The 20,283-nt window shown below is 33.0% G+C and carries 14 protein-coding genes; 7 read left to right on the forward strand and 7 right to left on the reverse strand.

What is annotated here, in order from left to right:
• On the reverse strand, positions 1 to 2,385 hold the full coding sequence (locus tag ACT53I_RS00085; RefSeq protein WP_476077892.1) for a M1 family metallopeptidase: 2,385 nt from the start codon (positions 2,383 to 2,385) through the stop codon (positions 1 to 3).
• Between the two features lie 113 nt (positions 2,386 to 2,498).
• Positions 2,499 to 3,074: a HupE/UreJ family protein gene (locus ACT53I_RS00090; protein WP_476077893.1), complete on the reverse strand. Its 576-nt coding sequence runs from the start codon at positions 3,072 to 3,074 to the stop codon at positions 2,499 to 2,501.
• Between the two features lie 64 nt (positions 3,075 to 3,138).
• Here ACT53I_RS00090 and ACT53I_RS00095 point away from each other — a divergent pair, with 64 nt between their 5' ends.
• Positions 3,139 to 3,639 carry a DUF6702 family protein gene (locus tag ACT53I_RS00095; RefSeq protein WP_476077894.1) on the forward strand — a complete coding sequence of 167 codons (501 nt, stop codon included), beginning with the start codon at positions 3,139 to 3,141 and terminating at the stop codon, positions 3,637 to 3,639.
• Here ACT53I_RS00095 and ACT53I_RS00100 read toward each other — a convergent pair.
• The 4 genes from ACT53I_RS00100 to ACT53I_RS00115 form a co-directional block, all read right to left on the reverse strand.
• Positions 3,596 to 4,216, reverse strand: a complete 621-nt coding sequence (locus ACT53I_RS00100) for an acyl carrier protein phosphodiesterase (protein WP_476077895.1) — start codon at positions 4,214 to 4,216, stop codon at positions 3,596 to 3,598. The two genes, ACT53I_RS00095 and ACT53I_RS00100, sit on opposite strands and share 44 nt — an antisense overlap.
• Before the next feature lie 29 nt (positions 4,217 to 4,245).
• Entirely contained in the window at positions 4,246 to 4,608 is a 363-nt protein-coding gene (locus ACT53I_RS00105) for a four helix bundle protein (RefSeq protein ID WP_213190465.1), read from the reverse strand.
• A 65-nt stretch (positions 4,609 to 4,673) separates the two neighbouring features.
• The gene (radA, locus tag ACT53I_RS00110; RefSeq protein WP_476077896.1) at positions 4,674 to 6,023 is read right to left on the reverse strand and encodes a DNA repair protein RadA; all 1,350 of its coding nucleotides are present in this window, start codon (positions 6,021 to 6,023) and stop codon (positions 4,674 to 4,676) included.
• A 103-nt stretch (positions 6,024 to 6,126) separates the two neighbouring features.
• Complete coding sequence (locus tag ACT53I_RS00115) at positions 6,127 to 8,379, reverse strand: T9SS type A sorting domain-containing protein (protein WP_476077897.1); 2,253 nt, start codon at positions 8,377 to 8,379, stop codon at positions 6,127 to 6,129.
• A 195-nt stretch (positions 8,380 to 8,574) separates the two neighbouring features.
• Here ACT53I_RS00115 and ACT53I_RS00120 point away from each other — a divergent pair, with 195 nt between their 5' ends.
• Positions 8,575 to 10,182: a CTP synthase gene (locus tag ACT53I_RS00120; RefSeq protein WP_476077898.1), complete on the forward strand. Its 1,608-nt coding sequence runs from the start codon at positions 8,575 to 8,577 to the stop codon at positions 10,180 to 10,182.
• A gap of 148 nt (positions 10,183 to 10,330) precedes the next feature.
• Positions 10,331 to 12,136, forward strand: a complete 1,806-nt coding sequence (gene yidC / locus ACT53I_RS00125) for a membrane protein insertase YidC (RefSeq protein ID WP_476077899.1) — start codon at positions 10,331 to 10,333, stop codon at positions 12,134 to 12,136.
• Positions 12,137 to 12,192: 56 nt separating this feature from the next.
• Here yidC and ACT53I_RS00130 read toward each other — a convergent pair whose 3' ends face one another.
• On the reverse strand, positions 12,193 to 12,777 hold the full coding sequence (locus ACT53I_RS00130) for a ribonuclease HII (protein ID WP_476077900.1): 585 nt from the start codon (positions 12,775 to 12,777) through the stop codon (positions 12,193 to 12,195).
• Positions 12,778 to 12,911: 134 nt separating this feature from the next.
• On the opposite strand from ACT53I_RS00130, the gene ACT53I_RS00135 reads away from it, so the two are divergent.
• The 4 genes from ACT53I_RS00135 to ACT53I_RS00150 all read left to right on the forward strand — a co-directional run bounded on the left by ACT53I_RS00135 (position 12,912) and on the right by ACT53I_RS00150 (position 20,281).
• On the forward strand, positions 12,912 to 15,923 hold the full coding sequence (locus ACT53I_RS00135; protein WP_476077901.1) for a SusC/RagA family TonB-linked outer membrane protein: 3,012 nt from the start codon (positions 12,912 to 12,914) through the stop codon (positions 15,921 to 15,923).
• An 18-nt stretch (positions 15,924 to 15,941) separates the two neighbouring features.
• A complete protein-coding gene (locus tag ACT53I_RS00140; protein ID WP_476077902.1) occupies positions 15,942 to 17,393 on the forward strand; it encodes a SusD/RagB family nutrient-binding outer membrane lipoprotein in 1,452 nt (483 codons plus the stop codon).
• A gap of 82 nt (positions 17,394 to 17,475) precedes the next feature.
• Positions 17,476 to 19,233, forward strand: a complete 1,758-nt coding sequence (gene argS, locus ACT53I_RS00145) for an arginine--tRNA ligase (protein ID WP_476077903.1) — start codon at positions 17,476 to 17,478, stop codon at positions 19,231 to 19,233.
• A 1-nt stretch (position 19,234) separates the two neighbouring features.
• Positions 19,235 to 20,281 carry an AMP-binding protein gene (locus ACT53I_RS00150; protein WP_476077904.1) on the forward strand — a complete coding sequence of 349 codons (1,047 nt, stop codon included), beginning with the start codon at positions 19,235 to 19,237 and terminating at the stop codon, positions 20,279 to 20,281.
• Positions 20,282 to 20,283: the final 2 nt, after the last annotated feature.

Consider the following 20,283-nt stretch of genomic DNA (forward strand, 5'->3'; position numbering starts at 1 on the left):
TTAATTTTTCTTTCCTGCGGCTTGCATTGGGTTTACCATTCCAGCAGCAGCTCCTCTTCTTCTGTTTTCTTGGTTCTGTTTGAACACTTGGAATTTAGAAGTGCTTTCTGGTGTAACTTTATCAGCGGTCCATAGGTTATTAGTGGTGTCAATATCGGCAGTTTCTAACATTGGGTCTAATTGAATTGATTTTAATTTTTTGTCAAAATAGTATGTTTTAGAAACTTTTTTCTCGTCTGATCTCCAGATTTGTGCTGGTATTTTTTCATTTAATTTAGAACCATCTTCGAAAGTGAATTCTAAAATAATTGGCATTACCATTCCTCCTTTGTTAGAGAAGTCAATTTGGTAGCCTGTGATATTTTTTAGATTTTCTCTTTCTTTGGTGTCAAGATTTTTGGGAGCGTCACCTTTGATGGTGTATTCTTTTTGAGTGTCTACTTTTTCTAAACCTCTTGCGTATCTCCAATAGAAGTCTCTTAAAGATTGGTCTTCGTCTGTTTTGAAAGTAATTTTCTTATCTTCTTTATTTCTGATTTTAGAAATATCTTCGAAGTCATTTACTTGTGGTTCGTCTACTTTGTATTTAAAATCTCTAGCTTGTGGTTTTCCGTCAAAATCTGGAGTTGCAACAGTAACTTTGTCTATGGCTATGTCTACTGCATCTGTGCTGTAGAACCATCCTCTCCAGAACCAATCTAAATCTTCACCAGAAGCATCTTCCATTGTTCTGAATAAATCTGCAGGTTCAGGATGTCTGAATGCCCATCTTTTAGAATACGTTTTGAAAGCTTTATCAAAAAGTTCTCTTCCCATGATGGTTTCTCTCAAAATATTAAGACCAGTTGCAGGTTTTGCGTAAGCATTAGGGCCGAAATGAATAATGTTTTCAGAGTTGGTCATGATAGGCTCTAATTGGTCTTTTGGCAATTTCATGTAGTTCACAATGGTGTGAGCTGGTCCTCTTCTTGAAGGGAATTTATTGTCCCAAAGTTCTTCGGTAAGATATTCTACGAAGGTGTTAAGGCCTTCATCCATCCAAGACCATTGTCTCTCGTCTGAATTGATAATCATTGGGAAGAAATTATGTCCAACTTCGTGGATAATTACGCCGATCATTCCATTTTTAATTCCTTCTGAATATGTTCCGTCTTTTTCTGTTCTACCATAGTTGAAACAAATCATAGGATATTCCATTCCGTTTGCAGCTTCGATAGATTGTGCAACAGGATATGGATAAGGAATGGTGAATTCTGAATAGGTTTTAATCGTATGTGCTACTGCTTTAGTAGAATATTTTCTGTATAAATTGTATGCTTCTTTAGGATAAAGACTCATACACATTACTTTATTGTTATTTTCTTCAATCAATTGAGGCATTGCGTCCCAAATAAATTTTCTAGAAGAAGTCCACGCGAAATCTCTTACATTTTCTGCTTCGAAAGTCCAAGTTTTTCTGTTTTTTGATTTAGATTTTTCAGCTTTCTTAGCTTCGTCTAGCGTTACAATTTCTATAGGTTCTTTAGTGTTTTGCGCTTTTTGCCATCTTGCAAATTGTTCTGCGGTTAAAACTTCTGAGAAATTTTTTCCAGAACCTGTAGAAGCTACAATATGATCAGCAGGAACATTCATATTTACTTTGAAATTTCCAAAAGTAAGGGTGAATTCTCCACGACCTGTAAATTGGTGATTTTGCCAACCTTGATTGTCAGAATACACACAAAGTCTAGGATACCATTGTGTCATGGTAAAAAGGTGGTTGCCATCTTCTGGAAAGAATTCATAACCGCCTCTTCCTCCTTGTTTTATTCTGTCAGGAATGTTATAATTCCAATCGATTTTAAATTTAAAAATTTCGCCTTTTTTTAATTTTTTAGGTAAATCTATTCTCATCATGGTTTTATTAACCACATAAGAAAGCGCATTACCATTCGCATCTGTTACTTTTTCTAAATTAATCCCGAAACCATTATCTTTTACGGGTAATTCAGTAGCTTTTAATCTATCAGATGAAATTTGTCTAGCTAGAGTAGAAGAAGATTGATAACCTGCATCTTTTGTGTTGCTGGTGTCATTCTCATCTAATTGTAACCAAAGATATTCTAATTCGTCTGGCGAATTATTGTAATAAGTAATTGTTTCTGAGCCTTTTAAGTTAAGTTTTTCCTCGTCTAGATATGCATTGATTTCATAATCAGCACGTTGTTGCCAATATTCATGACCAGGTGCTCCAGAAGCGGTTCTGTAGCTGTTTGGCGTAGGTAAAATGGTTCCTAGTTGCTCGAATTTATTCCCATGATTGCTCCCAGGATTATTCTGGTGGTTTTGGGCGGAAGTACTTACGAAAGCGTAAAGAAAAACAAAAATACTTAGAACTTTTTTCATTATAAATTTTTAATTTTTATCGATTTGTCAACAAATATAAAAATTTGTTACAACTAAGCATGTTTTTTTTATAAAAAATAACTGTTAATGTGGTTTTATGCAGATAAAATTTGTTAAGGAATCCTTTCTAATGCCATTTTTAGGGCAAAAATGAAGATAGGAACAGATATAATGTAAATCCAAATTTTATTAGAAAGTTTCAGAACTTCCGAGAAAATGTAATGTATGAAAAGTGCGATGGCAACTACTGCAATTTGCCCTAGTTCAAGTCCTACGTTAAATCCAAATAAAGGTAAAGTAATGTCTTGCTCGTTTGCAAGCATCATTCTTACAGAATTGGCAAATCCCATTCCGTGAATTAAGCCGAATAATAAAGCCAAATAATAATTAAGTTGAATTAGTTTTTTCTCGTTTTTGGAAAAAATAATGTTGTCTAAAGCAGTGAAAACGATTGTACAAGGAATTAAAAATTCTACCCAGTCAGAAGGAAATCTAAATACATCTAATGCGCTTAAAACCAAGGTTAAAGAATGCCCAATCGTAAATGCAGTTACTAGAATTAATACTTTTTTCCAATCTCTAAAACTGAAAATAGCAATGAGTGCCAAAATGAATAATTGATGATCTAGAGCGTCTTTTGAGATGATGTGTTCCCAGCCTAATTGTAAATAAAATAAAAAATCTTGCATGTTTTAAAATTTGAGTTACGAAAATAATGATTAATTTCGGAACGGATTTTGAAATAATGAACACATGAAAAAATTCTTCTTACTTTTTACTTTTTTACTGGCTTTTTTAGTTTCGGCGGAACCTATTCATCCTTATCACGTAGGTTCGGTGGAAATTAATTATAATGCTAAAACCAAAACTTTTGAGATTTCTGCCAAATTTTTCTTAGACGATTTAGAAAATAGTCTTAATGCCAAGTATAATAAAACGTTACACTTTGGCGAAGAAAGAAGTAAAGCAGGATTAGACCAAGCTCTAGAAAATTATTTTGCAGAATATTTTAAATTGAAATCAAATAATAAATTTTTGAAAATCAATTATTTAGGTTTTGAAGAAGATAAAGAATCTGTTAATGTCTATTTAGAATCTGAAGCGACAGAAATTCCTAAAAAAGTAGAAACCGCAGTGAGTTTATTGTATAGTTTTTTTGATGATCAAATGAATATTGTGCACATTATTGTAAATGGCGAAAGAAAAAGTTCTAAACTAAACTATCCGGATCGATATCTGTATCAGATGTTTTAAAATTATCATTCAAGGAAATACAGAACTGATGTAAATCTGGGAAAAATTCTTCGTAGCAAGAGCGCAAAAACTCTTTATGATGCTGGAAAAAACCATATACAGGTATAGAATTGTCCAGATATTTTGCTTTATTCAATACATTATTAATGCTGTATTCCATTCCCCAATCAAAACGATAATTGTAGAGCCAATTGTCTTTTTCCATTCTAGGAAGCACTTTTCTGAAATTTTCAGGTAAAAGAGTTTCATATTTATTGAGAACTTGGTAAACATGAGCGGTAAAATCACGCCACTCTTTGGCAGATTTTACATTTTTATCATTGGCTAAAAAATAATCAAAAACCACATCTAAAAAAGCACCAGAATACAACCTCACAATCGGTTGAAAAACAGTTTTGGCTTCTAAAACTTTTGGGTGAACATCCGTAAAAGCATCAATAGCTCTATGCAACGTAATTCCTTGCTGAATTCCTTCTGATAAGTGATTTCGACTTTTATTTTTGATGAAATCACCAATCAAATTCCCCACGATTTGCTCATCGGTAAAAGAAAGGTAGGTATGTGCAAGGAAATTCATTTTTTTAAGTATGAGGTATGAAGTATGATTTATAATGTCTTTTTTAAGTTTGATTTTTTAGTAAGAATAATACTTCTTATTATTTTTAATAATTCTGTTGCTTGTGAAGATAAATTTACAAAATTTTCTTCAGAAATAAAATCAGTTTTTCTTAATAATTCTAGCCAAAATAATGTTTCGTCGCATTCTTTTTGTGCAATAGCATTTTTATGGATAAAATCTAAATCAGATTGAGCGTTTTTTGCTTCACGAAGATTAGCGCCAATTGATGTTCCAGACTTTAAAATTTGTTTACTCATTACAAATTCTCTCTTTTCGTCTTTTAAAAATTTATAAAGGTTTACAATTTCAATTGCAAAGTTCATACTTTTATCTCTAACGATATCTGACATGTTTGTTATTAGTTTTATTAATTATTTAGTTCATAAATTCATCCTTCATCCTTCATATTTCATCCTTAAAAAAGTTTTTCGTGGAACTCTTCTATTTTACTCACTTCTTCTATTTTAATCCCGAATTTTCTTTTAGGAATTTTGTTGAGGTTGGAAACAAAAATCTTTTCGTAACCCAATTTTTCAGCTTCCGAAATTCTTTGTTCAATTTGAGGAATCGGTCTAATTTCTCCACTCAAACCTATTTCGCCCGCAAAACAATATTTCTCAGAAATGGCTAAATCTTCGTTGCTGCTCAAAACAGCTGCAATTACCGCCAAATCTAGAGCAGGATCATCTGTTTTTATTCCACCGGTAATGTTCAGGAAAACGTCTTTTGCGCCCAACATAAAACCTGCGCGTTTTTCTAAAACAGCAAGAAGCATATTTAATCTTTTGCTATCAAAACCAGTACAGCTACGTTGAGGAGTTCCGTAAACAGCAGTAGAAACCAAAGCTTGAATTTCTAAAAGCATCGGTCTGTTTCCTTCTAAGGTTACAGCAACTGCATTCCCAGAAAGTTCTTCAAATTTTTTGGTGATTAAGATTTCTGAAGGGTTTTTAATTTCCTTTAAACCTTGAGTCACCATTTCGTAAATCCCAATTTCTTGTGTAGAACCAAAACGGTTTTTCTGAGCTCTTAGCAGTCTGAAAAGGTGATTTCTGTCTCCGTCAAAATTCAAAACTACATCTACCATGTGTTCCAGAACTTTTGGACCGGCAATTTGTCCGTCTTTTGTAATGTGACCTACTAAAATAACGGGAATATTTTTTTCTTTGGCAAATTTTATCAATTCTCCAGAACATTCTCTAATCTGTGAAACCGTTCCTGCAGCACTTTCTAGCAATTGAGATTGTAAAGTTTGAATAGAATCTACAATCATCAAATCTGGCTGAAGATTTTTGGCTTCCATCAATATTTTTTCGATAGAAGTTTCGGTATATAGGAAACAGTTTGGGTTTTGAACATTCGTAATTCTGTCGGCACGCATTTTAATTTGTGAAGCGCTTTCTTCACCAGAGACATACAGAATTTTCTTCTTCATTTTTAAGGCAAGTTGGAGTAGAAGGGTAGATTTGCCAATTCCAGGTTCTCCACCAATGAGAATAACGGAGCCTAGAACAATTCCGCCTCCTAAAACACGGTTCAGCTCTTCTGAAACAGTTTTCAGACGAATTTCTGTTCCTGTTTCTACTTCGGTGATGTTGATGATTTTTTGTTTCCCGCTTCCTAGAATATCATAGTGAGAAGATTTTTTTTCTACAATTTCTTCTACTAAAGTATTCCACTCTCCACAGTTTTTGCATTGTCCGTGCCATTGCGGATATTGCGTTCCACATTTCTGACAATAGTATGCTGTTTTTATTTTTGCCACAGATTTATAATTGATAAATGATGTTGCAATTTACAGAATTTTTGAAAGGAAAAAGAAATGAATACTAATAAAAAAACTCCCGAAATTTTTCGGGAGTTTTTATTTATTTCACTAAGAATTTTTTAGTTTCTATTTTGTCATTGAGGCTTATCTTGAAGATTACTAATCCTTTTTGGAATTTAGAATTTTCAATGCTGAATTGATTGCTGTTTGGTTTTGCAGATGCAACTAATTTACCTGTGGCATCAAAAACTTGAACCGAAGTAATCTTGTTTGAGTTATTTTCTACAATAATGTTTTCAGCGTTTTTGTAAACTACAGTTTCTTTATTTTTAGAAATATTATCTGTACCTAGAACAGAATCTGGCTTGTAAACGATTTCGAAACGATTATTTTCTTCTCCAGCTTCTGAATAAAACTGGTAAGATCCTTCTGAAAGGTTTACTGTTTTATTTAATTTATTATCTTTTAAATAAATAGCTTGTGCGCTAGTGAAAATTCCTTCAACTTGTGCTATAGATATTTCGTAGTTACCTGGTTCGTAGTATACAGCTCCTAACTGAACTTTGTCTTCAACGTTGAAATTGTTACTTCTTCCTTGGATAACAAGATTTTCGTTATCAGCAACTGTATAAAACATATCTGAAGTATCAGATAAAGGAGTTGCGTCATAACCATTGTCAATTCCATTAGTAGCTCCTTTAACGTATCCAATTAGAATGGTATTAAAGTTTTTTGCTGGAGTAATAAGCTGTAACCAAACTTTCGGTTCTTGTACAGATGCTATTTTTGAATTAGAGAATTTTCCTTTATCCGTAACTCTCATGCTGTTGTTGAAAATTAAATTTTCAGTGCCCGCATTTAGTTTCTTTACGATGAATCCTTGACCTACAACTATCGCGTCAGTAGGTTTTTCTGAAATACTTTGGTTTTGTGCAGGGATACCATCTGTAAGGTTTCTAACTGCATAGTTCGAACCACTATATGCTGATCCTTGAGAGTTAGTTGGATTTGGATTTGTGTTTGTCCAAATGTAAGCTTTAGGTTCTATTTTTGAGCTATTTGCAGCATAGAAAAGGCTGAAGCTTATGTTAGAAGGATATGGGTTTCCAACCAAGTTGTTTCCAGCTCCGTTTTTGTAAATTTCTATTGTTTTTACACCATTATTAGGAATTCCAGTAAATACACCATTAAAAACAGTATTACCTGAAGGGAAATTATTCGGTGCTCTAATAGCATAACCTTTTGCAGGAATAAAATTATTTAGGCTTGGATTAATGCCAACAAAATAGTCATTGCTTTCATTATAGCCATAGAATCTATTACTTGCTGTGTTAGGAGAGAAACTAAGTAAATTTTGATTTTCTACTGGAGAACTCCAATAATTGTATTCTAATCTTTTTAATTTAGTGTCTCTATTAACTTTTATAGGATTCCCTGTGAAAGTTGCATTGTCATTAACTTGTATTAAATTACCATCGTTTTCTACGATAATATTTCCGTTGTTAACTATATTGTTTTTAATTGATACACTAGTGTTTGAATTTATCGTCAATGTTTTACCAGTGCTAATCTCACAATTACATGCTGTAAAGCTTCCATGGTTTTGAGATACAAAATCAGCATTGATTACCGCTACATCGTTAGAAGTAGGAGCGCCCTTAACGCGACCATTCCAATTACTGCCATCCCATGTTTTGGTATCTACGAAATCACCTTTAAGTTCTATATTGTCATAGATCCATCTTTCGTCGGCGTCTTTATTTTTTTTAGTGTTATAACCAAGGATGCTAATTTTTAAATTACTCAAATTGGTTCCGCTCGGGAATGATAATTCTAATCTATTTGTTTTAGTATAGGAATCAATTCTTAATAAAGTAGGTGAGTTGTTCCCTTTGTATGCAATAGATTTTGATAAAATAGTGTTGAATCCGTATGTTAAATTATCAGTTTCACTATAAATAAAAGCTTCTGCTGACCAAGTAGCTCCTCCATCAAGCGATATGTATAAAGCTAGATAGTCATCACTAGTAGTTACATAAGAACTATTGCCATTAACGTCAATGTTGATAGGAGCGAAATTAAAACTTAGCTTTACATTGCTAGCAAAAGATGCATCTACAGGGCCGTAATCAGCTTCACCGTAAGAATTGTGTATAGCGCGTGATGTGGTTCCAAAAATGTAACCAGCCGTGTAATAGTTGTCTAAAGTTCCTGCAATCTTTTTTTCAGATAAATTAGCTCCATTGTTTTCAAAGTCTTGATAGAACATGAGCTTAGTTGAAGGTGTACATGTTTGTGCTTGTGTCACAGTTATATACCCTATCATCAAAAATGAGATAAGAAATTTTTTCATCGTTTATCGTTTGCGGTGCAAAGATAATACTTTTTTTTTAATCTGCTGATTTAATTGCTGTTAAATCAATTAATTTTATCAATTAATGTAATTATTTATTGCAATAAAGTCTTTTTTAGGCCGAAAAAGGTGGGTTGTAAATTTACTTTTTGGGACTTTAGTCAAAATCCACTAACTTTGCACAAACCTAATCTAATGAGTAAAAAGAATACTAAATACATCTTTGTGACAGGAGGTGTAACTTCGTCTTTGGGAAAAGGCATTGTTTCGGCTTCACTTGGCCTGCTTTTAAAATCCCGAGGATTTAATGTAACCATCCAAAAACTTGATCCTTACATTAATATAGACCCAGGAACGCTTAATCCTTATGAGCATGGAGAATGTTATGTAACGGAAGATGGCGCAGAGACCGACCTAGATTTGGGTCACTACGAAAGATTTCTAGATTCTGCCACTTCTCAGAATAATAACGTTACTACAGGAAAAATCTATCAAACTGTAATAGAAAAAGAAAGAAAAGGAGATTTTCTAGGCAAAACCGTTCAGGTAATTCCACATATTACCAATGAAATTAAACGAAGAATAAAAATTCTTGCAAAAGAAAATTATGATATCATCATTACAGAAATTGGCGGAACAGTAGGCGATATAGAATCATTACCTTATATAGAAAGTGTTCGTCAATTAAGATGGGAACTCGGCGAAAATAATTCTATGGTGATTCATCTTACCTTGCTTCCTTACCTTGCTGCAAGTGGTGAATTGAAAACCAAACCTTCTCAGCATTCCGTAAGACAATTAATGGAAAGCGGAATTCAAGCAGATGTTTTGGTGTGCAGAACAGAGCATAAAATCACCAAAGAAATTAAAGCTAAACTCGCACAATTCTGTAACGTTCCTGCAGAAAATGTAATCGAAAGTATAGATGTAGAAACGATTTATCAAGTTCCGCTAGAATTACAAAAACAAAAATTTGATGAAGTGGTTCTTAAGGAATTGGCTTTGCCAGTGAATCAAGAATCTGATTTGAAAGATTGGAAAAACTTCCTTAAAAAATATAAAAATCCTAAGAAAAAAGTTGAAATCGCTTTAGTTGGAAAATATGTTTCGCTTCAAGATTCTTACAAATCTATTGCCGAAGCATTTATTCATGCAGGAGCTTCACAAGATACTGAAGTGAAACTGAGATGGGTTTACAGTGGCGATTTAACCGAAGAAAATTTAGCAGAAAACTTCAAAGGAATCGATGGAATGCTTATCGCACCAGGTTTTGGCGATAGAGGAATAGAAGGAAAAATTCTTGCAGCAAAATTTGCTAGAGAAAATAAAATTCCACTTTTGGGCATTTGTCTCGGAATGCAGATTATGACCATCGAATTTGCGAGAAATGTTTTGGGATTAAAAGATGCTAATTCTGCAGAATTTGATTTAACGACTAAAAACCCTGTTATTTCTTTAATGGAAGAACAAAAAAATGTAGTGGATAAAGGTGGTACGATGAGGTTGGGCGCTTGGAAATGTCAATTAAAGCCTCACACTAAACTGATAGAAATCTACGGAAATAAAAATATTACCGAAAGACACCGTCATCGCTACGAGTTTAACTCAGATTATTTAGATGATTTCGAGAAAAATGGCTTGTATGCTTCGGGAATTAATCCAGATACTAAATTGGTAGAAACTTTGGAGCTGAAAAATCATCCTTTTTATATAGGTGTTCAGTATCATCCAGAATATAAAAGTACTGTAGCTACACCACATCCGCTGTTTGTAGCTTTAGTAAAAGCAGCTACAGAAAAATAAATCTTAAACTCTCATTTTTTTGAGAGTTTAATTTTTTAGAAATGACAATCTGACAAAAAATTCATATTTTTGTCACCCAAATTAAAAAGGAATGCTATTTGAGAAAATTAAATCTCAAATCTTAAATTTCAAATCTTAAATTAAAGTAATGCAAAAGAATAACGGATTAGATAAAAATCAACTGATTAGTTTTGTGATTTTTTCTGCCATTTTGATGGCTTTCATGTTTTATTTTCAAAACAAACAATCAGACGAAAAAAAAGTAGCAGAAGCTAAAGCAAAAACAGAGCAAAAAGTAGCTTCTAAAGCAATTGCTAACAATATTAATGCTACAGTTAATGCGGCTACAATAAAAAATGTTACCGTAAAAAATAAAGAGCTTACCTTAGAATTTGCAAGTTTAGGAGGTCAACTTTCGTCTGTAGAAATTAATCAATACAAAGCTTATAATGCTAAAACCGATAAGCATGATTTGCCACTTTATTTAATAGAAAAAAATAATTCTAGTTACGGATTTCAGTTTAAAGACAAAACAGGAAAGGCTTTTAATACCAAAGATTTAGTTTTTGTTCCTAATGTAAAGGATAACACTGTTACCATGACCGCTCAAGTTTCTGGTGCTACAATTCAGTATGTGTATGAGCTTTTAGATAATTATACTTTAGATTTTAATGTTAAAACTCAAGGTTTATCTTCTATTGTTACAGATGAAAAAGCAGATTTCCACTGGAATTACACTGTAAGAGGAATGGAAAAAGGGCGTTCGCAAGAGCAAACCCATTCAGAATTTAACTATGCTTTTGATAATTATGGTTCTACCGATTATGATACCAATGGTTTTGAAGAGCCAGAAGAAACCCTAAATTGGTTAGCAGTAAAACAACAGTTTTTTACTTCTATTATAGAGTCTAGCAATGGATTTACACACGCTAAGGGAACTCAAGAAACCATAGAAAAAGGACAATTTTTGAAAAAGTTCAATTTTGATGGTCAAGTAAAATTGGCAGGAAATGAATTGAATCAAAATTTCAAATGGTATTTCTTACCACTTGATTTACCATTGCTTAAAACTTTTGAAGGAAAAGAATTTGATAGCATTTTACCTTTAGGGTGGAGTTTCATTGGAACTTTGAACAGGATTTTCTTTGTGCCAGTATATAATTGGTTGTCAGATTGGGGAATCGCAGCAGGTTGGGTAATTTTCTTAATGACGATTGCCACTAAACTTATCTTGTCTCCAGTAATGTTTAAGCAGCACAAATTGAGTGCGATGATGAAAGTGGTAAAACCAGAAATAGAAGAAGTTACAGAGAAGTTTAAAGGTCAAGAAAACGCCATGAAGCGCCAACAAGCGACTATGGAAATTTACAGAAAAGCTGGAATCAATCAAATGGCCGGCTGTTTACCAGCGCTGGTTCAGATTCCTATTTTCTATGCGCTTTTCCGCTTCTTCCCGAATATGATTGACTTGAGAGGAAAAGGATTCTGGTTTGCTAATGACCTTACTGCTTATGATGATTTAATTAAATTGCCATTCCATATTCCATTAATTGGAGAGCATATCAGTATTTTTGCGGTAGCATGTACCATCGTAGTTTTGATTTATACAATCATGACTTCTGGGCAAATGCAACAACCGCAGCAAGAAGGAATGCCAGATATGAGAATTATAATGTATATTTTCCCAATTACATTCTTCTTCTTCTTGAACACGTCTTCTTCTGGACTTTCTTGGTATTATTTTGTATCAAATGCTTTAAATATATTAATTATCCTTGCGATTAAATATTGGATTTTAGATGAAAAGAAAATTCATGCTCAGATTCAACAAAATAAATCTAAAGCACCAAAACCAGAAGGTAAATTCCAAAAACGTATGCGTGAAATGATGGAAAAAGCTCAAGAGCAACAAAAAATGCAAGAAGAGCAACGCAAAAAAATGAATAAGAAATAATTCAGTTTAAAAATAGAAAAAGTCGGTTAAAAAATTAACCGACTTTTTTATTGGCATTAATCATAGTTTAATCTAAAAGATTGTCTATGATATTTCGTGGGGCCAAATTTCTTCAAAGCTTCTATGTGAACTTTAGTGGCGTATCCCATGTTTTTATTCCAACCGTATTCGGGAAACTCTTCATGTAACCGAATCATGAGTTGGTCTCTGTAATTTTTAGCAAGAATAGAAGCCGCAGCAATAGATAATATTTTAGAATCTCCTTTTATAATACACTGATGAGGTATATAATTATAAGGATGAAACTTATTGCCGTCCACTAAAATTAATTCTGGTCTTATAGTAAGTTTATCAAGAGCATTATGCATAGCATGTATGCTTGCATTAAGAATATTATGCTGGTCAATAAATTCTGGTGAAAGTTCTGCAATCGCATAATCTTTTACATTATTTTTAATGTAATCATCTAGCTCTAAACGTGTTTTGAAATTTAGTTTTTTAGAGTCATTAACTAAATTTTGCTCAAAATTATCATCTAAAATCACTGCGGCAGCGACTACAGGACCACATAAACACCCTCTTCCTACTTCATCACACCCTGCCTCTATGTAATATTCAGACCACTTTTTTATTAATTTCATAAATTTTAACAAAAAATCAAATACGTTATTGAAAACATTACAAAGTTAAGGATTAATTAAGATTTTTTTAACAAAAAGTTTGTATATGTTAATAATGTTTTGCATTTTTGTATCAATGAAAAATTTAATTTGATATGAAGAAACTAACAAAAAGCGTTTTAGCTGTTGTTCTTTCTGCTTCATTTAGTGTAACGTATGCACAAAAAGCAAAAGTAGATACAGCGGGGACAAAAGATATCGAAGGTGTAGTAGTTACAGCCTTGGGTATTAAAAGAGAGAAAAAATCTTTGGGTTATGCTTCACAAGAGGTAAAAGCTGAAGAATTAGTGGGAGGAACTACCAATACTGGTAACGTTGCTTCTCAATTGTCAGGTAAGGTTGCTGGTTTACAGGTACAAACAAACAATAACTTTGGTGGTTCATCTAACCTTTTAATTAGAGGTTATAAATCACTTGGTGGAGGTTCTCCATTAATCGTGATTGATGGTTCTCCTGTAAATAACAATACTCTTTCTGGATTCTATGATTATGGTAACTTTTTATCTGACATCAATCAAGATGATATTGCTTCTATCAACGTTCTTAAAGGAGCTGCTGCTTCTGCATTATACGGAGAAAGAGGTATTGATGGGGTAATTGTTATTGTAACAAAGAGTGGGAAAGGTAAAAAAGATGGATCTTGGGGGGTAACATTATCTTCTTCTATTCAAACAGGTAAGATTGATAAATCTACTTTCCCAGAATACCAAACTAAATATGGAGCGGGATATGATCCTTCATTCTATTACGGAGATGCTCCAGATGGTAAGCCATATGTGAATTTTGGAGAAGATGCTTCTTGGGGGCCAAAATTTGATCCGAATTTATTAGTGTATCATTGGGATTCATTCGACCCGACTTCTGCTAACTTTGGTCAAGCAAAGCCTTGGGTTGCAGCAAAAAATAGCCCAGTGGAATTTTTTGAAACAGCTATGAGTTTTGTGAATAGTATTTCATTAGAAAAAGGTGATGCCAAAAATAACGTTGCTTTATCTTTTGATAATATGATTTCTAATGGTATTATGCCAAACTCAGATTTAAAGAAAAATACCTTATCGGCTAAATTTAATTACTATTTTACAGATAAATTAAGTTCAACTGTATATACTACAATAACAAAACAAAATACAGTTGGTCGTAACGAAACAGGATACAGTGATAACTTATTATCAGGTTTCAGACAATGGTGGCAGGTAAACGTAGATGTTTTAGAGCAAAAAGATGCTTATTTTAGAAATTTAAGAGCTTTCGGTCCTACAAGCAGTAACGTGACTTGGAACAGAATTTCTGCAGACGATGCTTATCCTATTTTCTGGAATAACCCTTATTTCCAAAGATATCAAAACTATAACTCTGATGACAGAACTAGAAATTTTAGCTACGCTCAGTTAAAATACGAATTCAATAAGAATTGGAGTATCACAGGTAAAGTGTCTTATGACTACTTAACTATGTTAATTGAACAAAGATTAGCGACTGGTTCATTAGCTCAAGGATTTGGAGCTTCTGGTAACTCTGTTTCATCAGGTTATTCAAGACAGAACTTTACTGATACTGAAGCAAACTTCGACTTATTCGCAAACTATAAATTCAACATCACAGACGATATTAATGTAAGTGGTGTAGTAGGAGGTAACGTAAGAAGAAACACAAGAGATAATCTTTATGCGTCTACTGAAGGAGGGTTAGTTGTTCCAGGATTATATTCTTTATCTAACAGCCTTAACTCGGTAGTAGCACCAGCAGAAAATGCATGGAGATATGTTACGAGTAGTGCATATGCTACAGCATCTTTTGATTTTAAACAAACTTTCTATTTAGATGCTACTTGGAGATTTGATAAAAACTCAAATTTACCAAAATCTGATAGAGTTTATAATTATCCATCAGTTACTGGAGCTTTGATATTATCTAAATTTGTAAGTCCTTCATGGTTAGACTTCTGGAAAGTAAGAGCAAACTATGCACAAGTGGGAAGTTCTACAACTCCATATAAATTAGCAAATACTTATACTGCTTCTGGTATTTTCAATGGAGCTGGAGGTCCTACTGGTCTTTATTTGAACTCTTTAACTCTTGCTGAAGCTGGATTAAAGCCTCAAAAATCAAAAGAGATTGAAATTGGTATGGAGGCTACATTATTAAATAATAGAGTTACTTTTGATATTGCAGCTTATCAAACTAAGACATATAACCAAATTATTGAATTGCCAATTTCTGCAGCGACAGGATATACTAGAAAAGTTATTAATGCTGGACAAATTGATAACAAAGGTATAGAAGTTCAGTTAGGTTTAGTTCCAGTTAGAACAAATGATTTCAAATGGAATTTAGATTTGAACTGGTCTAAAAACGAAAATAAAGTTGTTAAATTGTATCATGATGAAACTAATGATATTACTAACTTACTTATGGATTCATATCAAGGAGGTGTATCATTAAATGCTACAGAAGGTCAAGCTTTTGGTACTTTAATCGGAAGAGATTATGTTTATTTAAATGGTCAGCCTGTAATTAATGCAACTACTGGTTATTATTTAAGAAATGCTAATCAAGTGATTGGAAACATTAATCCTGATTGGATTGGAGGTATGAGAAACTCATTTAGCTATAAAAATTTCTCTGCTTCATTCTTAATTGATGTTAGACATGGTGGTGATATTTTCTCTACAGATATGTATTACGGTCTTGCAACTGGTCTATATGCAGAAACAGCAGTTGGAGATATGAGAGAAAACGGTGTAGTATGGTCAGGGGTTAATCCTAATGGAAATGTAAACACTACTGTAACGGCTGATCCTTCAGCGTTTGGTTCATTAGATGGTTATGCAAGAATGCCACAAAAAAGATTTGTTTATGATCAATCATTTGTTAAACTAAGAGAAGCAAGTATTGGTTATTCTATTCCTAAATCTTTACTAGCAGGAACTTTTGTACAAGAGGCTAAAGTTTCGCTTATTGGTAGAAACCTTTGGATTATTAGTAAAAACATGCCATATGCAGATCCTGAAGCAAGTACAGGAGGTGGTCTTAGAGGTGTAGGACAATCAATAGGTGTCTTACCTACTACTAGAGATATTGGTGTTAATTTTACAATCAAATTTTAATTAAATTAAACTAAGAAAATGAAAAAAATAATATTAATATTGGGTATGGCAGTAGCTGCGCTAGGTGTTACTTCTTGTGAAAGAGATACTACTGCTTTAAATGTTGATCCCAAACATCCCCAAACTTTGCCTTCTTATTTATTATTGGCAACGGCACAACAACAGCAATTTTACTATGTTGCCTCTCCAAACGTTAACCAAGGAAACTTTGTTTTCTTAACACAACAAATTGCAGAGACTACATATACAGATGAAACTAATTATGACTTAGTTACAAGAAATCAGCCGAGAAACTTCTTTAATAGAATGTACGATAGAGTTCTTAAGAACTATAGTGATGCTATGGTTCAGTTAGAAAAAGAAGGAAATACTCCAGCTGTTCAGAACAATAAATGGGCTACATTAGAAATTTCTTCAGTTTATGCTTGGGAAGTTTTGGTTGATACTTATGGAAATGTTCCTTATAGTGAAGCATTAAAAGCTCCTGAGGTTTTATCACCTAAGTATGATGATGCAAAAACCATTTATACAAGTTTATTAACTAGATTAGATGCTGCTATTGCAAAAATTAACACTAGTGAAAGTGGATATTCTTCTGATTTTGTATATCATGGAGATATGTCTAAATGGAAAAAATTAGCAAACTCAATTAAATTGAGATTAGCAATGAATTTAGCAGATGTAGATGCTGCTGCTTCTAAGGCAGCTGCAGAAAGTGCAATTTCTTCGGGAGTATTAGCTTCTAATAGTGATAATTATGCAATGGAATTTGACGGTGCTCAATTTAATTCACCTTTCTTTGATGAATTAGTTGCTTCAGGAAGATTCGACTTTGTACCGACTAAATTAGTAATGGATTATATGAATGCTAATTCTGATCCAAGAATCCCAATTTTGTTTAACTCTGCTACTGATGGTCCAAATGTAGGTCAGTATCCAGGTGGAAACTTTGGATCTTTGAATACATATACTTATTATGCTAATTTAGGTAATCCTAGATCGGGTAAGTACTTTTCTTCAGCAACAGGTCCTATTACCTTACTTTCTTACGCTGAGGTAATGTTCTTAAGAACTGAAGCTGCTGCAAGAGGTTATAATGCTGGTGGTACTGCTGCTACATTATTCTCAAGTGCTATTCAAGCATCTATGGATCAGTATGGTGTTTCTGCTGCAGACGCAACTGTATATAAAGCAGCTGTTGTTTATGATGCTGTAAATTGGAAAAGATCAATTGGAAAAGAGGCTTTCATAGCATTATTTGGAGATCAAGCATTTGCTTCATGGAACTTTATCAGAAGATTAGATAATCCAGTTATGGTTAACCCAGCAAACTCAAGACTTGATGGAGTGCCAGTAAGATTACCTTATTCTGATCAAGAATATGTATTAAATCCTGCTAATGTAAAAGCTGCTGCTACAGCTATTGGTGGAGATAATGCACTTACAAAACTCTTCTGGGATAAATTCTAATTTATTTCAAATAAATACAATAAAAACCATCCGATTTTTCGGGTGGTTTTTTTATTTATTATCTTTGCATAAAATATAGAAAATGGATATTAAACAGCATATACAAAACTCTATTTCTGAGATTCTAAAAAACAATTATCAAATTGAAAATCTTACTTTAGAAGTTCAACAAAACAAAACAGATTTTGAGGGAGATTTCACGGTAGTTATTTTTCCTTTGGTGAAATTAGCCAAGAAAAGTCCAGATGTTTTAGGGAATGAATTGGGAGAAGAACTAAAAAAACAAGGAGCTATCGAAAACTTTAATGTAGTAAAAGGTTTCTTGAATTTATCAATCAATAACGAAGCATTTATTCAGAATTTCAAAGAAATAAAAGCTCAGTTTGATGTAAAAGAAAATAAAAATCAAACCGTAATGGTAGAGTATTCTTCACCGAATACTAATAAACCTTTGCACCTTGGTCACATCAGAAACAATCTTTTAGGTTTTTCGGTTGCTCAAATTCTTAAAGAAGCAGGTTACAATGTGGTAAAAACTCAAATCATCAATGATAGAGGAATCCATATTTGTAAATCTATGCTCGCTTGGGAAAAATTTGGAAAAGGGGAGACTCCAGAAATTACAGGTTTAAAAGGAGATAAGCTTGTTGGGAATTATTACGTAGAGTTTGATAAAAATTATAAAGCTCAAATCTCTGAACTCAAAGAACAAGGTTTAGATGAAGATACGGCTAAAAAACAAGCACCGATTATTCTAGAAGCTCAAAAAATGCTTTTAGATTGGGAACAAAACAAACCAGAAGTTCGTGAACTTTGGGAAAAGATGAATTCTTGGGTTTATGCTGGTTTCAATGAAACATACAAAAGATTAGGTGTAGATTTCGACCAAGTTCAGTACGAAAGCAATACTTATATTTTAGGAAAAGATATCATCGAAGATGGCTTATCAAAAGGCGTTTTCTTCAAAAAAGAAGATAATTCTGTTTGGATTGATTTAACTGAAGATGGACTTGATCAAAAACTCGTTCTTCGTGGTGATGGAACTTCTGTGTACATGACGCAAGATTTGGGAACTGCAGTAGAACGTTTCAAACAAAATGACATTCAAAAACTCATTTATACCGTTGGTAATGAACAAGATTATCACTTCCAAGTATTGTTTTTAATTCTGAAAAAATTAGGCTACGATTGGGCAAATCAATTGTATCACCTTTCTTACGGAATGGTAGAATTGCCTGAAGGCAAAATGAAATCACGCGAAGGAACGGTGGTAGATGCAGATGACTTAATGCAAGAAATGTATCTTACCGCTAAAGAAAAATCTGAAGAATTAGGAAAATTAGAAGGTTTAACAAGCGAAGAGAAAGAAAAATCTTACGAAATTGTAGGTTTAGGTGCTTTGAAATATTTTATGCTGAAAGTAGATCCTAAAAAGAAAATGCTTTTCAATCCTGCAGAAAGTATCGATTTCAATGGAAATACAGGGCCTTTTATTCAATATACGTATGCTAGAATTCAATCTTTATTGAATAGAGCAAATTTTGTAGAAGCAGATTTTGGAAGTTATCAACCAAATGCTTCAGAGAAAGAATTAATCATGCAATTATCTAATTTTAAAGACGTTGTAGAAAAAGCTGCAGAAACTTTAAGCCCGGCTCAGGTTGCGAATTACGTTTACGATTTAGTTAAAACGTATAATTCTTTTTACCAAAATAATCCTGTGATGACTTTGGAAGACGAAAATGCCAAGCAATTCAAACTCCAAATCTCAGATTTAACCGCAAAAACCATCAAAAAATCCTTACATTTATTGGGAATTAATGTGGTAAACAGAATGTAAAATGATTTTAGATTTTTCTAAAAATATCAATATAGAATCACTTTTTCCAGAGAATGAATTCGAGGAAAAGGTGATTTCTTTTTTGGAAGATTGGTTTTCTCATTCTGAAACCGTTTCTGTCCAAACATCGGGTTCTACGGGAATTCCGAAAGTCTTTGAAATCGAAAAAAAGAGAATGCTCAATTCGGCAAAAATGACTTGTGAATTTTTAGGATTGAAAGAAGGAGATACAGCTTTGCTTTGTTTGCCAGTTCAGTATATTTCGGGTAAAATGATGTTGGTGAGAGCTATTGAAAGAAAACTGAAAGTCATTATTTCTGTGCCAAGTTCCGCTCCTGAAATTTCACAAAACATAGATTTTTGTGCAATGACACCATTGCAAGTTCAAAATTCTTTAGATAAAATTCATTTCATCAAAAATCTCATCATTGGAGGAGCGGCCGTTTCAGAAAAACTAAAATCTCAAATTTCAAGAGAACTATCAACCATCAACCATCAACCATCAACCAATATTTATGAAACTTACGGAATGAGCGAAACGCTTTCTCACATTGCTTTGAAGCAGATTTCTCCTGTTCAGGAAAATTATTTTACGATTTTTAATGATGTTGAAATTTCTGTAGATGAAAGAAACTGTTTGAAGATTTTTGCTCCAAAACTTAATCCAGAAATTTTGCAAACGAATGATATTGTAGAACTAATGCATTTCGACTCCGCTCAAGGTGACAAAAAGCAATTTAAATTCTTAGGGAGATTTGATAATGTGATTAATTCAGGTGGCGTTAAAATCTTTGCCGAAGAATTAGAGAATTTAGTTAAAAAACATATTGATAGAGATTTAGTTTTCCTTGGAAAACCAGATGAAACTTTAGGCGAAAAATTGGTGTTAGTCGTCGAAGGAGAAAAAGATGAAAATCTAAAATCTGAAATCTTAAATCTCAAATTTGAGAATAAGTTTCATATTCCTAAAGAAGTCTTATTTTTAGAGAAATTCCCAAGAGCGGAAAACGGTAAGGTTTTAAGAAAAGAAATTTTAAAATTGATTTAGTA

This window comes from Cloacibacterium sp. DMC96, assembly GCF_056313765.1.

Bases quoted from the DNA above. Each gene is read 5' to 3' on its own strand.
- ACT53I_RS00085 (WP_476077892.1), bottom strand. From the start codon at position 2,385: ATGAAAAAAGTTCTAAGTATTTTTGTTTTTCTTTACGCTTTCGTAAGT.
- yidC (WP_476077899.1), top strand. From the start codon at position 10,331: ATGCAAAAGAATAACGGATTAGATAAAAATCAACTGATTAGTTTTGTG.
- ACT53I_RS00120 (WP_476077898.1), top strand. From the start codon at position 8,575: ATGAGTAAAAAGAATACTAAATACATCTTTGTGACAGGAGGTGTAACT.
- ACT53I_RS00115 (WP_476077897.1), bottom strand. From the start codon at position 8,379: ATGAAAAAATTTCTTATCTCATTTTTGATGATAGGGTATATAACTGTG.
- ACT53I_RS00090 (WP_476077893.1), bottom strand. From the start codon at position 3,074: ATGCAAGATTTTTTATTTTATTTACAATTAGGCTGGGAACACATCATC.
- ACT53I_RS00130 (WP_476077900.1), bottom strand. From the start codon at position 12,777: ATGAAATTAATAAAAAAGTGGTCTGAATATTACATAGAGGCAGGGTGT.
- ACT53I_RS00135 (WP_476077901.1), top strand. From the start codon at position 12,912: ATGAAGAAACTAACAAAAAGCGTTTTAGCTGTTGTTCTTTCTGCTTCA.
- ACT53I_RS00095 (WP_476077894.1), top strand. From the start codon at position 3,139: ATGAAAAAATTCTTCTTACTTTTTACTTTTTTACTGGCTTTTTTAGTT.
- ACT53I_RS00105 (WP_213190465.1), bottom strand. From the start codon at position 4,608: ATGTCAGATATCGTTAGAGATAAAAGTATGAACTTTGCAATTGAAATT.
- ACT53I_RS00140 (WP_476077902.1), top strand. From the start codon at position 15,942: ATGAAAAAAATAATATTAATATTGGGTATGGCAGTAGCTGCGCTAGGT.
- ACT53I_RS00100 (WP_476077895.1), bottom strand. From the start codon at position 4,216: ATGAATTTCCTTGCACATACCTACCTTTCTTTTACCGATGAGCAAATC.
- argS (WP_476077903.1), top strand. From the start codon at position 17,476: ATGGATATTAAACAGCATATACAAAACTCTATTTCTGAGATTCTAAAA.
- ACT53I_RS00150 (WP_476077904.1), top strand. From the start codon at position 19,235: ATGATTTTAGATTTTTCTAAAAATATCAATATAGAATCACTTTTTCCA.